Source organism: Kitasatospora sp. NBC_01246, from assembly GCF_036226505.1.
In the GTDB taxonomy this organism is placed as follows: Bacteria; Actinomycetota; Actinomycetes; order Streptomycetales; family Streptomycetaceae; genus Kitasatospora.
Genome location: NZ_CP108484.1, coordinates 8,396,541 through 8,413,002 on the forward strand (window position 1 = coordinate 8,396,541; position 16,462 = coordinate 8,413,002).

The 16,462-nt window shown below is 73.2% G+C and carries 9 protein-coding genes; 4 read left to right on the forward strand and 5 right to left on the reverse strand.

Features of this window, described 5'->3' with window-relative positions; genetic code table 11:
• Nucleotides 1–86: 86 nt before the first annotated feature.
• On the reverse strand, nucleotides 87–8,138 hold the full coding sequence (locus OG618_RS35350; RefSeq protein ID WP_329491720.1) for a DNRLRE domain-containing protein: 8,052 nt from the start codon (nucleotides 8,136–8,138) through the stop codon (nucleotides 87–89).
• Nucleotides 8,139–8,536: 398 nt separating this feature from the next.
• Here OG618_RS35350 and OG618_RS35355 point away from each other — a divergent pair, with 398 nt between their 5' ends.
• Together OG618_RS35355 and OG618_RS35360 are read left to right on the forward strand one after the other, a co-directional pair.
• Nucleotides 8,537–9,157: a hypothetical protein gene (locus OG618_RS35355; RefSeq protein WP_329491721.1), complete on the forward strand. Its 621-nt coding sequence runs from the start codon at nucleotides 8,537–8,539 to the stop codon at nucleotides 9,155–9,157.
• A gap of 202 nt (nucleotides 9,158–9,359) precedes the next feature.
• Nucleotides 9,360–10,520, forward strand: coding sequence for a GDSL-type esterase/lipase family protein (locus OG618_RS35360; protein WP_329492397.1), 1,161 nt, complete (start codon nucleotides 9,360–9,362; stop codon nucleotides 10,518–10,520).
• 150 nt (nucleotides 10,521–10,670) lie between these two features.
• On the opposite strand, the gene OG618_RS35365 is transcribed toward OG618_RS35360, so the two are convergent.
• The 4 genes from OG618_RS35365 to OG618_RS35380 form a co-directional block, all read right to left on the reverse strand.
• Nucleotides 10,671–11,582, reverse strand: coding sequence for an alpha/beta fold hydrolase (locus tag OG618_RS35365; protein WP_329491722.1), 912 nt, complete (start codon nucleotides 11,580–11,582; stop codon nucleotides 10,671–10,673).
• A gap of 4 nt (nucleotides 11,583–11,586) precedes the next feature.
• Nucleotides 11,587–12,228 (reverse strand): dihydrofolate reductase family protein, encoded by a 642-nt coding sequence (locus OG618_RS35370; RefSeq protein ID WP_329491723.1) that lies wholly within the window; start codon nucleotides 12,226–12,228, stop codon nucleotides 11,587–11,589.
• Between the two features lie 447 nt (nucleotides 12,229–12,675).
• A complete protein-coding gene (locus tag OG618_RS35375) occupies nucleotides 12,676–13,086 on the reverse strand; it encodes a (R)-mandelonitrile lyase (protein ID WP_329491724.1) in 411 nt (136 codons plus the stop codon).
• A gap of 44 nt (nucleotides 13,087–13,130) precedes the next feature.
• Nucleotides 13,131–14,147, reverse strand: a complete 1,017-nt coding sequence (locus tag OG618_RS35380) for a zinc-dependent alcohol dehydrogenase family protein (protein WP_329491725.1) — start codon at nucleotides 14,145–14,147, stop codon at nucleotides 13,131–13,133.
• A gap of 252 nt (nucleotides 14,148–14,399) precedes the next feature.
• Between OG618_RS35380 and OG618_RS35385 the strand changes: the two genes are divergently transcribed.
• The gene (locus OG618_RS35385) at nucleotides 14,400–15,359 is read left to right on the forward strand and encodes a helix-turn-helix transcriptional regulator (RefSeq protein WP_329491726.1); all 960 of its coding nucleotides are present in this window, start codon (nucleotides 14,400–14,402) and stop codon (nucleotides 15,357–15,359) included.
• A 30-nt stretch (nucleotides 15,360–15,389) separates the two neighbouring features.
• Nucleotides 15,390–16,358, forward strand: coding sequence for an LLM class F420-dependent oxidoreductase (locus OG618_RS35390; RefSeq protein ID WP_329491727.1), 969 nt, complete (start codon nucleotides 15,390–15,392; stop codon nucleotides 16,356–16,358).
• Nucleotides 16,359–16,462: the final 104 nt, after the last annotated feature.

Sequence of the window (16,462 nt, forward strand, 5' to 3'; positions counted from 1 at the left end):
GGGACGGCGGATCGCCGGGGGCTGATGCTCCAGCCCCCGGCGATCCGGGTCTCACGGTCGGGACCGTTCGGTCGGTGCGACCCCGGTCAGTACGGGTGCGCCGTCCTGGCCGTCCTCCGTCCCTTGTGCTGCTTCACGACGACGCGCAGCCGCGTGGTGTGCCGGCCGTTGCCGTCCCGGCCGATGATCCGGCCGAAGTCGTGCTCGTAGATCCGGCCGTCGCGGCCACCGGTGTTGGCCCGGCTCTTGCCCTTCTTGATCGTGGTGTGGATCAGGTACTTGACCTCGCGGACGTTGCGCGAGCGGAACCGGCTCTTGCCCGCCACGCGGGACTTCGCGCCGTGCCCGCCGAGGATGTGCGGCAGGTCGATGTGGCACGCGTTCTTGTTGTGCGCGACGACCCAGTCGTCACCGACCCGCACGCTGTAGGTGTGCTGGTCGCCGATGGTGAGGTTGACGACCAGCTGGTCGGCGATCTCGCCCCGGTCGGTGACCCGGGTGACCGGGACCGGGGTGCCGGCCGGCGTCACCAGGGAGTCGCCGACCCGCACCTGCGCGGCGTCGGTCCAGCCCTTGCCGCTCACCCAGACCGGGTGCTCGGCGGTGACCCGCAGCGCGGCCGCGGTGTCCGGGTCCCCGGTCGCGCTCGCCGTCGCGGTCGCCGTCGCCGGATCCGCCGTCGCGGTCTCGATGTCGACCAGGTGCTTGGTGCCGTACCCGTAGATCACCGACAGCACCGGCTCCGGCCGGGTCTGACCGGTCGCCGGGTCGGTGGAGAGCACCAGGTCGCCGACCTGGACCTCACCGATCGGCAGCTGCCCGCCGTCGCCCATCAGCACCGGGGTGCCCGGGTCGAAGGAGTTGCAGCCGGTCCGCCGGAACACCGAGCGGACCCGGGAGGAGACGCGCCGTACGCGCGCCGCGCCCCGCGAGTAGCGGGCGGCCGCGAAGCCGGCCCGGACCGCCGTGTTGCCGCCGACCAGGCCGGCCGCCGCGGTGATGCTCATCTCGGCGGCCTTGCGCCAGTTGCCGGTCGCCGCGTACGAGACGGCGGAGACGGCGGCCGCGGCGGAGCCGATCGGGCCCGGGATGTACGACGCGACCTCGGCGACCTTGGCCACCACGTGCACGGTCTTCTTCAGCCACTTGGGCATGCCCCAGTGGCCGTCGAGGTCCGTGCAGTTGACCGGGTCGCCGGTGCAGTAGTCGTACGCGCCGGCGTTGCCGCCGGGCTCCGGGTCGACCTGGAGGAAGCGGCCGAGCGCCGGGCTGTAGAGGCGGGCACCCATGAGGATGTCGCCGTCCTGGGCCTCGGCGGAGCGCTGCTTGCCGCCCAGCCAGCCGTACCGCGCGGCGGCCTGGCCGTCCTGCGGGATGCCGAACTCGTCGAAGTCCAGCACGACCGGCTTGGTGAGCGCCGGGTCGGTCGTCAGCACGACGGAGCCGAACAGGTCGGTCAGCTGGAGCTGGACGTCACCGGTCCGGCTCGTGGTGGCCACCAGGTCGGTGTCCGGGCCCGAGACGTTGCGGGTCACGGTGCCCTGGGTGGTGTCCTCGACGACCCAGCGGACCTCGTCGGAGTCGTCGCCGTAGTGGTTGAGCTTCGACGTGGCGTTGGCCCACGAGCCGTCGGTCTGCTTCTTGGCCGTGGTGAACGCGGTGAGGCGGTGGGCGGCGTCCTGGGCCCACTGCTGCCTGGTGTCCCCCTTCTCCTGGGCGGCGACCTTGTCGTTGGCCCAGTAGGTGTTGGTCGCGCCGGTCGCGGTCCGCACCGTCCGCCCGAAGGCGTCGTAGCCGAAGCCGGGGTCGGTGAGCCGGTCGGCGGAGTCGTAGCCGTGGTTCTCGACGGTGGCCCCGGTCGTGCCGCAGGTGCCGTCGAGGGCCGAGGGCAGGGTGGTCTTCGACAGCCGGTTGGAGTGGGCGTCGAAGGCGTACTGCCGGGTCACGCAGCCGGTCGTGGTGGTCGACTGCTGGGCCTTCACCAGTCGGCCGAGCCGGTCGTAGCGGTAGGTGCGGGTGGCGGTGGAGCTGGTGTCCCTGGCCACCTGGCCCTGGGTGGAGACGTCGCTGGTCTGGGCCCAGACCACGGCGTTGTCGGAGGTGCGGGTGTAGGTGCGGCCGGTGGCCTCGCCGACCGCGTTGAAGGTGTCCCTGCGGACGATCCCGCCGGGGTAGGTCTGCTCGACCAGCTGGCCGTCCGGACCGTAGGCGGCGGTGAACTCGCCGGCCGTGCTGTCGTTGACCGAGGTGACCAGGCCGCGCGGCTCCTTCGCGCGGTCGTAGGTGTAGGTGGTGGACCCGGTCGGGTCGGCGACCTTCACCGGCTTGCCGAAGGCGTCGAACTCCGTGGTGGTGGTGCCGCCGTCGGCGTCCGTGTAGGAGACCAGTCGGCCCAGCTGGTCCATGACCCGGGTCAGCGACTTGCCGTCGGCCGTGGTCCGCACCGCGTCACCCGTGGCCGGGTCGTACTCGGTGGTGACCTTCGGCATCGCCACGCCCTCGTCCGAGGTGATCTCGGTCGAGGTGATCCGGTCGGCGCCGTCGTAACCGACGACCGTCCTGCGCGACTTGCCCGCGTTGGTCTCGGTGGTCTCCTCGGGCTCGCCGAACGGCGAGTACCGGGTGACCCGCTTGACGGGCAGGGTGGTCGGCATCCGGGTGCCGTCGGCATCGGTGACCGCGCCGCCGGGCAGCGTGGCGCACGGGCTGCCCGCCCACTCGGGGCGGTTGGCGCAGGCGGGGTCCTCCGGGTTGGCCCCGGCGGTGTAGAACACCGACCTGACCGTCCCGGCGTCGCCGCCCGTCGAACCCGGCTTGCGCGACTCCACGGCTCGGCCGGCGGCGTCGTACCGGATGGTCGCCGTCAGCTTGGCGCCGAGCGCGTCGGTGGTCACCGAGGTGGCCGCCTTCAGCGTCCAGCCGGCGGTGCCGCCGATCGGGGCGTCGTAGCCCGTCCTGGTGACCCGCAGCTCGACGTCGTCGGCGTAGCCGTCGATCCGGGCACCGTCGGTGCTGGTGGTGACCAGGTGGTAGGCCTTGCCGTCGGGCTTGCCCTCGTCGTAGGTGTTGGTGTTGTGGTCCCGCGCCACGACCGGCGTGCCGGCGGCGAGCGTGGGGTTGAGCGTGGTCTTGGTCAGGGTGACCCGGTCCAGACCCGCCTGGTAGGAGGGCGCGACGGCCGCCGGGTTCTTCCCGGTGACGGTGAGCCGCAGCTCGTGGTCGCCGCGGGCGAGTCGGCCGGTCGGGCCGGCGGCGAACGGGGTGGTGGTGACCGCCGCGCTGTAGCCGTCGAAGGGGGCACCGACGTTCTGGCCGTCGACCGACAGCTGGACGATGCCGTAGTCGGCCGCCTTGGTCAGCAGCGCGCCGAGCTGGTACGTGCCCTCCTCGGGGACCGAGATCCGGAAGGAGGCGTTGTCCCCGACCGCGTCGGCGGCGAGGAACACCTGGCCGCCGCCGGACCAGCCGGCCCCGGCGCAGCAGGTGGCCAGGGTCTGGACGCGCACCGGGTCGGTGGCGCCCAGCTGGACCAGGCTCTCGCCCTCGGCCGTGACGGTGACGGGTACGGTCTGGCCGTCGACCTGCTCGGCGAGCGAAGCGCGGTAGACCGGTCCGAGCGTCTCGGTGACGTCGAGGCCGTCCGGCGTGTAGAGGGTCCGGGAGTCCAGCAGACGGGCCCGGGACGCGGAGTCGGCGGGCAGGTTCAGTTCGGCCGCGAGGCGTTCGGTGTCCGGGTGGGTGCCGAGCGCGATGGCGCGGTTGGTGGCCTCCAGGGTGCGGACGGCGTGACCGTAGCGGTCGTACTCGGTGGTGTCGATGTCGCCGCCGGGGGTGGTCGACGGCGTCGCCGTGTTGACCTCGTTGCCGGAGGCGTTCAGGTAGTGGACGACGGCCGGCCGGTAGCCGTCCGGTCCGGGCCTGGCCGCGGTGGCGGTGCCGGTGCCCGGGTCGTCCTCGGGGCCGTAGACGGCGGTGGCGTCGGTCGGCGCGTCGGTCTGGGCCCAGGCGGCCACGTCCGGGCCGCCCAGGTCGTACGGACCGCCCGTGGCGCGCGTCAGCGGCACGTCGTAGACGACCTTGCTCGCGGTCTCACCGCTGACCTGGTCCTTGCTGCCCCTGGCCAGGGCCGCGCGACGGACCTTCAGCAGGCGTCCCGGGTCCTGGTCCGCGGCGGCCCTGCCGTAGTCGAGGTTCCACGGCAGCTCGCCCGCGGGGGTGATCCGGGTGACCCGCCCCGCGTCGTCGTAGTCGTAGGCGGTCTTCAGCGGCTGGGCCAGGCGCGGGTCCCAGACCTGGGCCAGGCGGCCGCGCTCGTCGTAGACGTAGTGCGCGACCTCGACCGCCTCCTGCTTGGCGGTCACCGGGTTCCAGGACCAGACCTTCACGGACCGGATCCGGTCGGTGAAGTCGCCCGGGGCCGCGGCCGTCGCGGTGGTGGCGGACGCGTAGTCGTAGTCGGTGACCTCGCAGCCGCGCGGCAGCGGGTCGACGGTGCAGCCGTTCGCGTCGTCGACACCGGGCTCGACCGGGGCGATCACCCGCTTGACGAGCGAGCGCCGGTCGGTGGAGTCGTAGACGTAGCGGGCGGTGGACCCGGCGTCCGGCCCGGTGGAGGACTGGACGCTGTACACGTCCGAGCCGGCCTGGCGGGCGAACACCGTGGCGGACCCGTCCAGTTCGGACAGCGTGTAGGTGTCGCCGGTCGCCTTCAGGACGAGGTGCTCGGCGCCCGGCTCGGGGAAGAGCGTGCCGTCCTGCGCCCGCGCGAAGGTGAGCGAGGTGTCGTCGACGCCCTTGAGGACGGCGGCGTCCGCGCTCGGGAAGGCCAGCGACACGTAGTCGGCGGACTCGCCGTGCGCCCCGCCGGCCCACTGCGGGCCGAACGGCGCGACCAGTTCGCGCACCGACATGCCGTCGAAGTAGACCGGCTTGTCGGCGTTGTCCGAGTGCCCGTTGTAGAGCCGGATCTGCGCCTCGGTGGCGTCCGCGGCGAGCGTGACGTCGGTGGTCAGCTCGGCCCAGGCGTCGGTGTACGGCGCCTTGCGGGACACGGTCGTGGTCAGCGCGCCGGCCTTGCCGTGGACGGCCACGATCCGCATGCCGCGGTCGTCGAGGCCCGCGGTCAGCCCGGTCGAGGAGGGCACGTACACCCAGGCCTTGACCCGGTAGGTGTGGCCGGGCTTCATGCCCAGCTGGAGGCCGCCCGAGCCGCCGAGCAGCGCGTAGGTGTCACCGCTGCGGTTGGCGTCCGGCAGGACCTTCAGCGAGTCGGTCGAGCCGCCCTGGCCCCGGTCGGTGACCCGCAGGGCGGTGCCCGGGGTGGCCAGGAAGCCGGTGGTGTCGGTGGAGACCTGCTGCTGGTTGGCGGTCAGCCGCTCGCCCTGTTCCTGCCAGCCGCGGGTTGCGCCGCGGGAGGAGGAGGAACGCGTGGTGGTCATGCCGAACTCGTCGGTGTCGGTGACGTCCACCGAGTAGTCACCGGTGAGCAGGTTGACCGAGCCGGGGCCGACCTCGACGCCGGTGGCGCCGTCGGCGTTGGCGTCGGCGGTGAAGGTGGACCAGGCCGTCGGGTAGGCCGGGTCGCTGTCCTTGTCCGTGTAGAGCAGCGCGCGGACCTGAACGACGCCGCCGATCTGCCCCAGCGACTCCAGCACCGACCAGTTGGCGTGACCGCCGAGTTCGGCGAGCCGCGGCCGGGTGCCGGAGGTGGGGGTGTTGTCGGCCTTGGTGAGGTGGGCCGCCGGGATGTCGTACTCGGTGGCGCCGGGGCCGCGGCGGTACTGCCAGGTGACCCGGGTGTACTGGGTCTGGGCGTCGACCGCGAGCTTGACGCGCTTGGCGGTCTCGGAGCCGTCGACCGGGGAGCTGACCCCGGCCCGGCCGACCCGGAAGGTGTGGACGGCCGGGTCGGAGAGGTTGTCCGCCCGGTCCTTGGTCTGCACCTTGAGGGTGTGCGTGCCGTCGGTGGGCGGGGTGATCGACGCGGTGGTCGCACCGGTCGCGTCGACCGTCACCGGTGCCTTGCCGTCCAGGGTGTAGACGTAGCCGACCACGTCGTCGGTGCCGGCCGGCGGGGTGAGGGTGAACCGTCCGGTCTGGCCGGCGCCGCCGTGCCACACCTCGTCGGCGGGGTAGTCGGCGGAGGTGACGAACGGCGCGCCCGGCCGGGTGGTGTCGGCGACGACGACCACGTCCTGCGGGGCCCACGGCGAGTTGTCGGTGCCGTCCCAGAGTCGGGCGCCCATCGAGTACTGCACGCCCTCGTCGAGCTTGGCGAGGCCGAAGTCGGCCGGCTTCACCTGGGCGTAGCTGCCGTTCGGGACCTCCTTGTAGACGCGCTTGACGAGGACGCCGGCGCGGTAGAGGTCGAAGTCGGCGCCGACCTTGCCGCCGCTGTCCGGGTCACTGGCCAGGACCTGGAAGGTCGGGGTGGCCGAGGAGGTGAAGCGGGGGTTGCCCTGGCGGGCCGGGAACACGTCGACCGCCGGCGGCGCCGCGGGGACGGTGTTGTAGGTCACCGACAGGAACGGCGGGTGGCCGCCCTGGGAGGAGTCGAAGCGCTTCCACGAGTACGGGCTGGTCTCGGTGGAGGCGCGCAGGCCGAGGGCGTTGTTGGCGTAGCCGTTGTCGGACCAGGCGGTGACCAGCGAGGTGACGTCCTGGGCGACCCAGGCGTCGCCGCAGCCGGCGTTCTCGTTGCCCTTGGTGGCGTTGCTGACCGCCCACTGCTTGTTCCAGTTGGGCTGGTTGGTCCACCGGGAGCCGGTGGAGGCGAGGCCGGTGTCCCAGACCTCCCAGGACCAGGGCTCGCAGGACCACGAGTGGGTGTTGTACAGGTTCAGCTTCGCCGAGAGGATGTGCTTGCCGTGGTACGGCCCCTCGGGGAAGTGCAGGAAGGAGCGGGCGACCTGGCCGCTGCCGTTGTTGCCGAGCTTCAGCTCGGTGGCGGACGACTGGTCGGTGGTCCAGCCCTGCTGGACGAAGGTGTCGAAGGAGGCGCCGACGGTGAGCGCCGGGTCGATCGTCACCGGGTAGCTGGTCGCCGGGTCGCCGAGGAAGCCGGCGTCCGGGGTGAAGACCAGCTCGGCCTTCGCGCCGGCACCGCGCAGCTCCATCGCGACGGGCGCGCGGCGGTTGTGCTCCAGCGACTGCGGGTCGACCGCCGCGTCCCACATCACGGGGGCGGGGATCTTCGCCTGCACCTTGCCGGACGGACGCTCGGTCAGCTCGATCGAGCCGTCGTCCTTGCGGTCGACGTCCAGGCCGCTGGTGTCGATCGGCAGCACGACGGTGCCGGCCTGGGAGACGGCCGAGCGGTCCTTGACGATCAGGTACTGCTCGAAGCCGGTCCGGGTGGCCTCCAGGACGAGGTCCACTCCGGGGCGGGCGTCGACGTAGGTGGCCCGGCTGCCGTCGAGCCTGGGCTTGGGCAGGCGGCCGAGCCAGCCGAGCTGCACCTGCTGCTCGCCGGCGCCGATCTTGACCAGCTCGCGCTCGGCGGGCTTCTCGGCGGCGGGGTCGGGTGCGGCGGCGGCAGCGGCGGGGGCCGAGTCGGCGGGCTTGGCGAAGGCGGAGCCCGAGCCGGAGCCGGGTGTGGTGGGCAGCTGCGGCCGGGCCTCGTCGCGGCCGGCCCGGGCGTCGGCCGCGTGCGCGGGGGCTTCGACGGCGGGGGTGCCGGTGGCGGGTATACCGGTCCCGGCCGGGGCGGCGGGCGGGGCGACGGCGTCACCGGTGCGCACGCCGGGGTCGCCACCGGTGAAGGTCAGGCCCTCCGGGTGGACCTTCGGCGCGACCTTGCCGTCCGGGGTCTCCACCAGCGTGGTGTCGACCGGGACCCAGGCGTCGCCGACCTTGACCCGGACCGGTCCGGTCGCGGTGTCCTGGGTCAGCGTCCCCGCGGGGTCGGCCCAGAGCGTGGTGGTGGCGGTCCGGGCGCCGGTCACCTCGACCCGGTGACCGTTCAGCCGGGCGGCGAGCAGGGCGGAGGCCGCGTCGGGGGCCTCGTTGACGGGTGCGGTGGCGGTGGCCTTGGGGTCGGTCGGGGGTGCGGCGTAGGCGGAGTCGGCGGTCAGCGCATCGAGCGCGACCCCCGTCTCCACCAGTAGCGCGAGCGCCGCCAGAACGGCTGTCCGCCGCATCCGGCGCGTAGTGAAGGCCCCGCCCCCAAAAACGGGCGGGGCCTGCTTCCTCGATGGCAAGAGAGTTTTCTCCACGAATAGTGCTGGCAAAGAAGTCGTGCCACACCAAGATCGCAGAGCGGCTGACCGGGAATCCCCGGATCCGGATATCGAATCGGCAAAGATTGGCCGACCGGTGCCCACTTTGCCCCGATATTACGTGAAATGCTGACTGTATGTCAGTTGGCCGGGAAAGGAGACGCTTTGCTCGCCGACGCCCGACCCGCACCCCCGCAGATCGGCGGGGGTCGGCGATCATGATTTGACGGCAGACGATCATGTTGTGGATAGTCGTTTCCGGGCCGACCGGGGGTGATGCCGACTCCCGCTCGGACGCGACGAGCACGGGGGTGGGATGCGTGTCCGAAGGCCCTGGGGATGGCGCCTTCGGCGGCACCGCGGTCGTCCCGGCGACGGCCACCTGCGCCGAAGGCGGGCAGACCGCGGCCGGCGGGACGTCCTTCCCGCAGGTCGTCGCGCACCGGGTCGCGTTGCGGGGCGGCGACGTCCTCTCGCCCCCGCGTCCGTTCGATCCGGCCGACACCGTGGACCACCTCGGCGGCGCACGATTCGCCGGGAAACCCGCGTCCGGTTATCACGGGTCGGCCGGGAGCGGTCGGGTCATGCTCCGGAATCATCGCGACTACGACATCCGGATTGATCCACCGAATATCCCGCCCGCTACGGCGGCGGAGAAACGCACGGCATTCCTCGACGACCCCGGATCGAATCGCCGGGCGGCCGGCTGGTCAATTCCGGCGGGTACGATCCGCAACCGGATCCGGACGAGTTCAACTTCCTTTCTTCTCCGCGGAGCTTCCGGTCCGGCAGTCCCGCGCCGGTCGAACGGCACGCCTTGGACGGCCCAGGACGGCACCGGCACGCCGAACGCCTTCCCGGTGCTGGAACACTCCGGGCTGCCCTCCGCGGCGAGCGTCTCCCGCCCGCCCTCGGCGTGGCACGGGACGCCGCCGGGCTGATCCCCCGTCGCAGCCCCGCCCCGTCCTCGGCGCCGATTCAGGTACGCACCCCCTCGGGATCCGACCGGCGGACCGGCACGACCCGCACCCGGCCGACACCACATCACCGTCGCGGTGACTAGGTTCGTGGTGGGGCCCGATGCCTCCGGCCGGGCACCCGCCCGGCCGGACGGGCCGGAGTCGAGGAGCGGTGACAGTGACGATGCGGGAGTATCCGCTGGTGGGCGGTCCGGTCGAGGTACGGGGGGCGCTGGATCTGGAACGGACGCCGGCCGGGGTGATGCCGCGCCGGCTGCCAGCGTGGACCAAGGAGCAGTACCAGAACCCGACGGTCTACGGGGGAACGGTGATGCCCTCGGGTGTGCGGCTGGTGTTCCGCACCGAGGCGCGGGTGCTCGAGTTCGAGGTGCTCACGTCCACGGGACAGCTCGACGGCGACCCGGAGCCCCGGCCGACCGGGATGCTGGACCTGACGGTGGACGGCGTCCTGGTCGGGCGGCAGCGGGCGCCCTTGGGCAACGTCATGCGGATGGCGGGCCCCGGGGCCGAGCAGCGGCTGATACCGGGGAAGCCGGGGACGGCGCGCTTCGCCGGACTGCCGGCCGGGATGAAGGACGTCGAGCTGTGGCTGCCGCAGCAGACCCCCACGGAACTGGTGGCGCTCCGCGCCGACGGCGAGGTCCTGGCACCCCTTCCCGACGGCCGGCCCCGGTGGGTGCACCACGGCAGTTCCATCAGCCACTGCCTCGAAGCCGACGGTCCCACCGGCACCTGGCCCGTGGTCGCGGCGTCCATCGGGGGCGTGGAGGTGACCAACCTCAGCGAGCCGGGCAACGCCATGCTGGACCCCTACGTCGCCCGGACGATCCGTGACCTGCCCGCCGACCTGATCAGCCTCAAGACAGGCGTCAACATCGTGGGCCTGGCCACCTTCCGCCTGCGGACCTTCGGCCCGGCGGTGCACGGATTCCTGGACACCATCCGGGACGGCCATCCCGACACCCCGCTGCTGGTGATCTCCCCGGTGAGCTGCCCCGCGCTGGAGGATCGTCCCGGCCCGACCACGGTGGGCCCGGACGGAAGGATCACCGCGCTCGGGGACCCGGCCGACCTGGCCCAGGGAGCGTTGTCGCTGCAGGTGGTCCGTGACGAGCTGGCGAGGATCGTCGCGGCCCGGCAGGCCCACGACCCTCACCTGCACCACCTCGACGGACGCGACCTCCTCGGCCCGGCCGACGTGGACGACCTCCCCGACGGGCTGCACCCGTCCGCCGCCGCCTACCGCCGCATGGGCGAACGCTTCGCCGCCCACGCCTTCGCCGCCGCCGGCCCGTTCCGCGCCCGCCCCCGGCCGACGGAGTGAGGCGGCCGGGGGTGCGGCGCCCGAGGAGCCGTTCCCGTGGAGCCCGCGGCCGTCCGAGACGTTCCCGGGCAGCGGGCAGCCGCCGACCCCGGTGGCGCCGGGGCCGCCGAGGCTGGCGGGTGCGCGGTGGACCGGTGGCGGGTGGGGCGTTCACCGTGGACGGCCGCCGCGCGGCGCGGACCCGTCCGGAGGCGGGAGCCGCGCAGCACCCGCCGTCCACGGTCCGAGCGCGAGCATCGCCTCGCTGACCTCGCCGAGGGCCGCGTCCGGCATCGCGGTGGCGGCGTCTTCGAGAACGAGCAGTCGTGCCCGGGGGATCGCGCGCGCGATCGCCTCGCCGTTGCCGACGGGGAAGAACGGGTCGCGGCGGCCGTGGACGACGAGGGTGGGGATCCTGATCTCGGGCAGGCGCTCGCGCCAGCGGGGCCGGCAGTCGAGCTTGGAGAACGTCATCCGCAGCTGGTTGGCCGTCTGGACCGGGGGCGCGGTGCCGGGGGTGCGGTCCCAGATGCGCGCGGCGGTCGCGCGGGCGGCGGCGGGGTCGTCGCCGAGGATCTCGGCGCCGGTGGCGGCGAACTCGGCGACGGCCCGGCGGTCGGTCCAGTCGGGCATCGGGCGTGCGAACAGCCGGCGCATGGTCGCGGGGTCGTGGTCGGGGAGGTCGTCGTCGGGCGGGCCGGGGGCGACGGGGCGGGTGCCGACGAGCGTGAGCGCCGAGAAGCTGTCCGGGTGGTCGAGCACGGCGACCTGGGCGACCATGCCGCTGACGCCGATGCCCGCGAGGTGGGCGGGGCCCCCGCCGAGCGTCTCGGCGAGGGCCGCCGCGTCGGCGGCGAGGTCGCGCAGGGTGTAGCCGGGTGCCTGCGGATCCGCGGTCGTCGACTCCCCGCTGTCGCGCAGGTCGTAGCGCACCACGCGGCGTCCGCCGGCGGCGAGGCGTTCGCACAGGGCGTCGGGCCAGGAGAGCATCGTCGTTCCGCCCGCGAGCAGGACGAGTGGCGCGTCCTCGCGACCGAACGACTCGATGCCCAGGGCGATCCCGTTGGTATGGACGATGGTCATCGGGTCACCGGGACTCGTCGCGGCCGAGACCGCGGTCGGGCGCGCTCATGTCGCCCGTCGCGGGCGTGCCGTCGGCGAGCCCGTAGCGCAGGTAGACGGTGCCCTCCGGACCGGCGACCGGCGGTTCGAGGAGGGTGAGGTTCGTGGGCACCGCGCCGCCGTCGAACACCTTCTTCCCGACGCCGAGCGTGATCGGGTGCACCCAGAGGTCGAGACGGTCGAAGAGCTTCTCCCGCAGGAGGGTCTGCACCAGGTCCAGGCTCCCGACGACCTTCACGTGCTCGTGCCGCTCGCGGATCTCGCGCACCGCGCCGGCCAGGTCCGGGCCGAGCCGGGTGGACCCGGCCCACGGGAGGTCGGGCGTGCCCCGGGAGGCCACGTACTTCGGGACGCGGTTGAAGAGCTCGGCGATCTCGCCGTCCTTCTGGTGCGGCCAGTAGGCGGCGAAGATGTCGTACGTGCGCCGGCCGAGCAGGAGGGCGTCGGTGCCCTCGTACGCGGCGACGATCTGCGCGCCGGTGGCCTCGTTCAGCAGGGGCGCCTGCCAGCCGCCGAACGGGAACCCCACCGGGTCCTCGTCGGGTCCGCCGGGCGCCTGCGCGACGAGGTCGAGGGTCGCGAACAGCTCGATGTGGATGAGTCCCATGTCTGTACTCCCGATGAGTCGGTGATCCCGGTCGAGATATAGACCTGCCGGGGCCGGAAAACTCATCGCCGCGCCGGAACCCGGTTTCCGTATCCGCCGGTCCGCCGGTCCGCCGTCCGGGCCGTCCGTGGTGCCGGCCGCGCTGGGGGAGTCGCTGTCGGCGCCGTCCTGGATCGAGTCGCTGCTGTCGAAGCTCCGTATGGCGACCATGATCGTACTGGCCGGTCACTACCGTGTCGTCTCCCCGGGTGATCGCGACCTGGCGACGAGTCGGTCGGGGAAGCGGGCAGGGAGCGGTGGTTTGCCGGACGGCCGCTCCCGGGGCCGCGGTGCGCGACGAGTCGGTCGGGGGCGATCGGGACGCGAGGGTGGAACGCGGCGGTCAGTCCCGAGACGGTGAAGTCGACGACGTCGCCGCCGCAACCGGTGACCGCGATGACGCCCGCGTCAGTGGGTGGCCGGAGCCGCGGTGTACTCCTCGTCGGTGACGGGGCTCAGCCACTGCACGACGTCGTGGTCGTCGTCGCCCTCGTTGATCGCGAGGTGGACCATGAGCCGGTTCGACGCCGCGCCGTGCCAGTGCTCCTCGTCGGCTTCGAACAGGACGCGGTCGCCGGGCCGGATGACCTCGACGGGTCCGCCGCGGCGCTGGCACAGGCCGATGCCCTCCGTGACGAAGACGGTCTGGCCCAGCGGGTGGCGGTGCCAGTGGGTGCGGGCGCCGGGCATGAAGTGCACCAGGTTGGCGGTGACCCGGGAGGGCGTGGGCGCGGCGGCGACGGCATCGATGTAGACGTCGCCGGTGAACCAGTCCGCTGGGCCCTTGGCGGTGTCGATCGAGCTTCGGGTGATCTGCACGAGTGCTCCTTGTACGGGGGTGGCGGGGGTGGGGGCGGGGGCTGTCAGGGCGTGAGGAGGGTCTTGATCGCGCGGCGCTCGTCCATCGCCTTGTAGCCCTCGGCGACCTGGTCGAGGGGCAGGGTGAGGTCGAAGACCTTGCCGGGGTCAATGCGGCGAGACAGGACGCGTTCGATCAGGTCGGGCAGGTAGCGGCGCACCGGGGCGGGGCCGCCGCGCAGGCCGACGTGGGAGAAGAACAGTTCCTGCCCGTCGAGGGCGACCTCGTGCGGGACGCCGACGAAGCCGACGTTTCCGCCGGGGCGGGCGGAGTGCAGGGCCTGCTGCATGGACTGGGCGGTGCCGACGCACTCCAGGACGCTGTCGGCGCCGATGCCGCCGGTCAGTTCCTTGATCCGGGCGATGCCGTCCTCGCCGCGTTCGGTGACGATGTCGGTGGCGCCGAAGGCGCGGGCGAGGTTCTGCCGGGAGGCGTGGCGGGACATGGCGATGATCCGCTCCGCACCGAGCTCCTTCGCGGCGATCACCGCGCACAGGCCGACCGCGCCGTCACCGACCACCACCGCCGTGGAGCCGGGGCGGACGTGGGCGGCGTCGGCGGCCCACCAGCCGGTGCCCATCACGTCCGAGTTCGCCAGCAGACCCGGCCAGAACTCCTCGCCGGGGACCTCGTCCAGGGCGACCAGGGTCCCGGCGGCGTTCGGGATGCGCACGTACTCGGCCTGGCAGGTGGACATGAACTCCCGGTGCAGGCAGTTCGACTGGAAGCCGTTCACGCAGTTCGGACAGGTGTTGTCGGAGGTCGCGAACGAGCCCACCACGAACTGGCCCGGCCGCAGAACGGTCACCTCGGAGCCGACCTCCTCCACGAAGCCGACGTACTCGTGGCCCATCGGGTGCGGATCGCCGATCGGCTCCGCGCCCCGGTAGGGCCACAGGTCGGAGCCGCACACGCAGGTGACGGCCGTGCGGATGACCGCGTCGGTGGGGTGGAGGATCTTCGGGTCGTCCAGCGTCTCGAAGCGGACGTCACCGGGGGCGTGGATCACTGCGCCGCGCATGGGGATCTTCCTTCGCGTTCCGGGGCGCGGCGGCCGGGCGAGCCGGCCGCCGCCGAGTACGGGTCGGGCGCACACTCCGCTCGGTCCTGTCGGTCCTGTCGGTCCTGTCGGTCCTGTCGGTCCTGTCGGCCCCGAGGCGGAGAGCGCCACGTGATCCAGGAAACCCGGTGCCGGCGGGCGCAGCGAGTCACCGTCGAGGGGTGTACCGGCAGTACACCCCTCGACCGCCCGGATCGCCGTACCGTCGAAGGCGTGGACAACAGCCAGGAGGTCCGCGAGTTCCTCACCTCGCGGCGCGCGAAGATCACCCCCGAACGGGCGGGCATGCCCGCGGGCTCCCGCCGCCGGGTGCCCGGCCTGCGGCGCAGCGAGGTCGCCGCCCTCGCCGACCTGAGCGTCGAGTACTACGCCAAGCTGGAACGCGGCAGCCTCGCCGGTGCCTCGCCCGCCGTCCTGGAGGCCGTCGCCCGCGCCCTGCAGCTCGACGACGCCGAGCGCGCCCACCTGCTGCGCCTCGCCCAGGCCGCCGACGGCTCCGACGCTCTCGCCCGCCCCCGCCGTCGCACCGGCGGCCGCCCGTGGACGCCGCGCCCCAGCCTGCAGTGGATGCTCGACGCCGTCACCGCCGGGCCGGCGTTCGTTCGCAACGGCCGCATGGATCTGCTCGCCGCCAACCAGTTGGCCCGCGCGTTCTACGCCGAGGTCTACGACACATCCGGCAACCGGAACAACCTGGCCCGGTTCAACTTCCTCGACCCCGCCTCCCGCCGCTTCTACCCCGACTGGGACCAGGCCGCCGACATCGCCGTCGCCCTCCTGCGCACCGAGGCCGGCCGCGACCCCCACGACAAGGAGCTCCACGACCTGGTCGGTGAGCTCTCCACCCGTAGCGACGAGTTCCGGACCCGCTGGGGCGCCCACGACGTCCGCCACCACGGCACCGGCACCAAACGCTTCCACCACCACGCGGTCGGCGACCTCACCCTCGCGTACGAAGGCCTGGAGCTGGCCGCCGAACCCGGCCTCACCCTCACCGTCTACTCCGCCGAACCCGGCTCCGCCTCCGACGAGGGCCTGCGTCTGCTCGCCTCCTGGGCCGCCACCCGCGAAGCCGGGAGTGGCTTCCGGCAGACCGAACAGTCGGCATCGACTGCGGTCGCTGCTGCTGCCGGCATCCGTGGGCCCCGGACCGGACGGGGTCGCTCGGTGTGAGGGCCGCGGTGATCGGGCAGGCGCGGGGCCATGGTGAGAATCGGATACACGATGATGACCGAGCAGCGCGGCCCGCGTGACCTGGTCGCGGACGTGGTGCGCGCCGAGCAGTGCGGGTTCGACTTCTCGGTGATCTCGGACCACTCCTTCCCCTGGCTGGACGAGCAGGGTCACGCCCCGTACGCGTGGGCGGTGCTCGGTGCCGCCGCGCAGGCCACCTCCCGGATCCCGCTCATGACCTACGTGACGTGCCCGACGTTCCGCTACCACCCCGTGGTGGTGGCGCAGAAGGCCGCCACGCTGCAGTTGCTGTCCGAGGGCCGCTTCCGGCTCGGGCTGGGCAGCGGCGAGAACCTCAACGAGCACGTGATCGGCCGGGGCTGGCCGGCGGTGCCGGTGCGCCAGGCGATGCTCGACGAGGCGGTGCAGATCATCCGGGCGCTGTTCGACGGCGGTTACGTCACCCGGCGAGGCCGGTACTTCGACGTCGAGGGCGCCAGGCTGTGGGATCTGCCCGACCGGCCGCCGCCGATCGGGGTGGCGGTATCAGGGCCGGACTCCTGCGAGCTTGCCGGCCGGTTGGCCGATCTGGTGATCGCCGTGGAGCCGGACCAGGCGCTGATCACCGGGTTCGCCGAGCACGGCGGGGCCGGAAAGCCGGCCGTGGGTCAGCTTCCGGTGTGCTGGGACGCCGACCGGGACACCGCTGTCCGGCGGGCCCACGAGCAGTTCCGCTGGTTCGGCGGCGGTTGGAAGGTCAACGCCGAGCTGCCCGGGACGGCGGGGTTCGCCGCCGCGAGCCGCTTCGTCCGCCCCGAGGACGTGGCCGAATCCATTCCGTGCGGTGACCGGGTCGACGACTTCGTCGAGGCGGTGCGGCCGTTCGTCGACGCCGGGTTCGACGAGGTGGCCCTCGTACAGGTCGGCGGCGACAGCCAGCCCGCGTTCCTCGACTGGGCCGAGGGCACCCTGCTGCCGGCCTTGCGCGAGGCGTTCTGAAACCTGGTCGGCTCGGCCACGCCGGGGCTCCGCCGGGTACAGGACGGTCGGGGCGTGCTCGACGACGCCCTCGGGAAGGCAGTCGCGGACCGCCTTCCCAGGCT

Excerpts from the sequence above, each read along its gene's own strand:
- OG618_RS35360 (WP_329492397.1), top strand. The coding sequence starts at position 9,360 with ATGCGGGAGTATCCGCTGGTGGGCGGTCCGGTCGAGGTACGGGGGGCG.
- OG618_RS35370 (WP_329491723.1), bottom strand. The coding sequence starts at position 12,228 with ATGGGACTCATCCACATCGAGCTGTTCGCGACCCTCGACCTCGTCGCG.
- OG618_RS35350 (WP_329491720.1), bottom strand. The coding sequence starts at position 8,138 with ATGCGGCGGACAGCCGTTCTGGCGGCGCTCGCGCTACTGGTGGAGACG.
- OG618_RS35365 (WP_329491722.1), bottom strand. The coding sequence starts at position 11,582 with ATGACCATCGTCCATACCAACGGGATCGCCCTGGGCATCGAGTCGTTC.
- OG618_RS35380 (WP_329491725.1), bottom strand. The coding sequence starts at position 14,147 with ATGCGCGGCGCAGTGATCCACGCCCCCGGTGACGTCCGCTTCGAGACG.
- OG618_RS35390 (WP_329491727.1), top strand. The coding sequence starts at position 15,390 with ATGGTGAGAATCGGATACACGATGATGACCGAGCAGCGCGGCCCGCGT.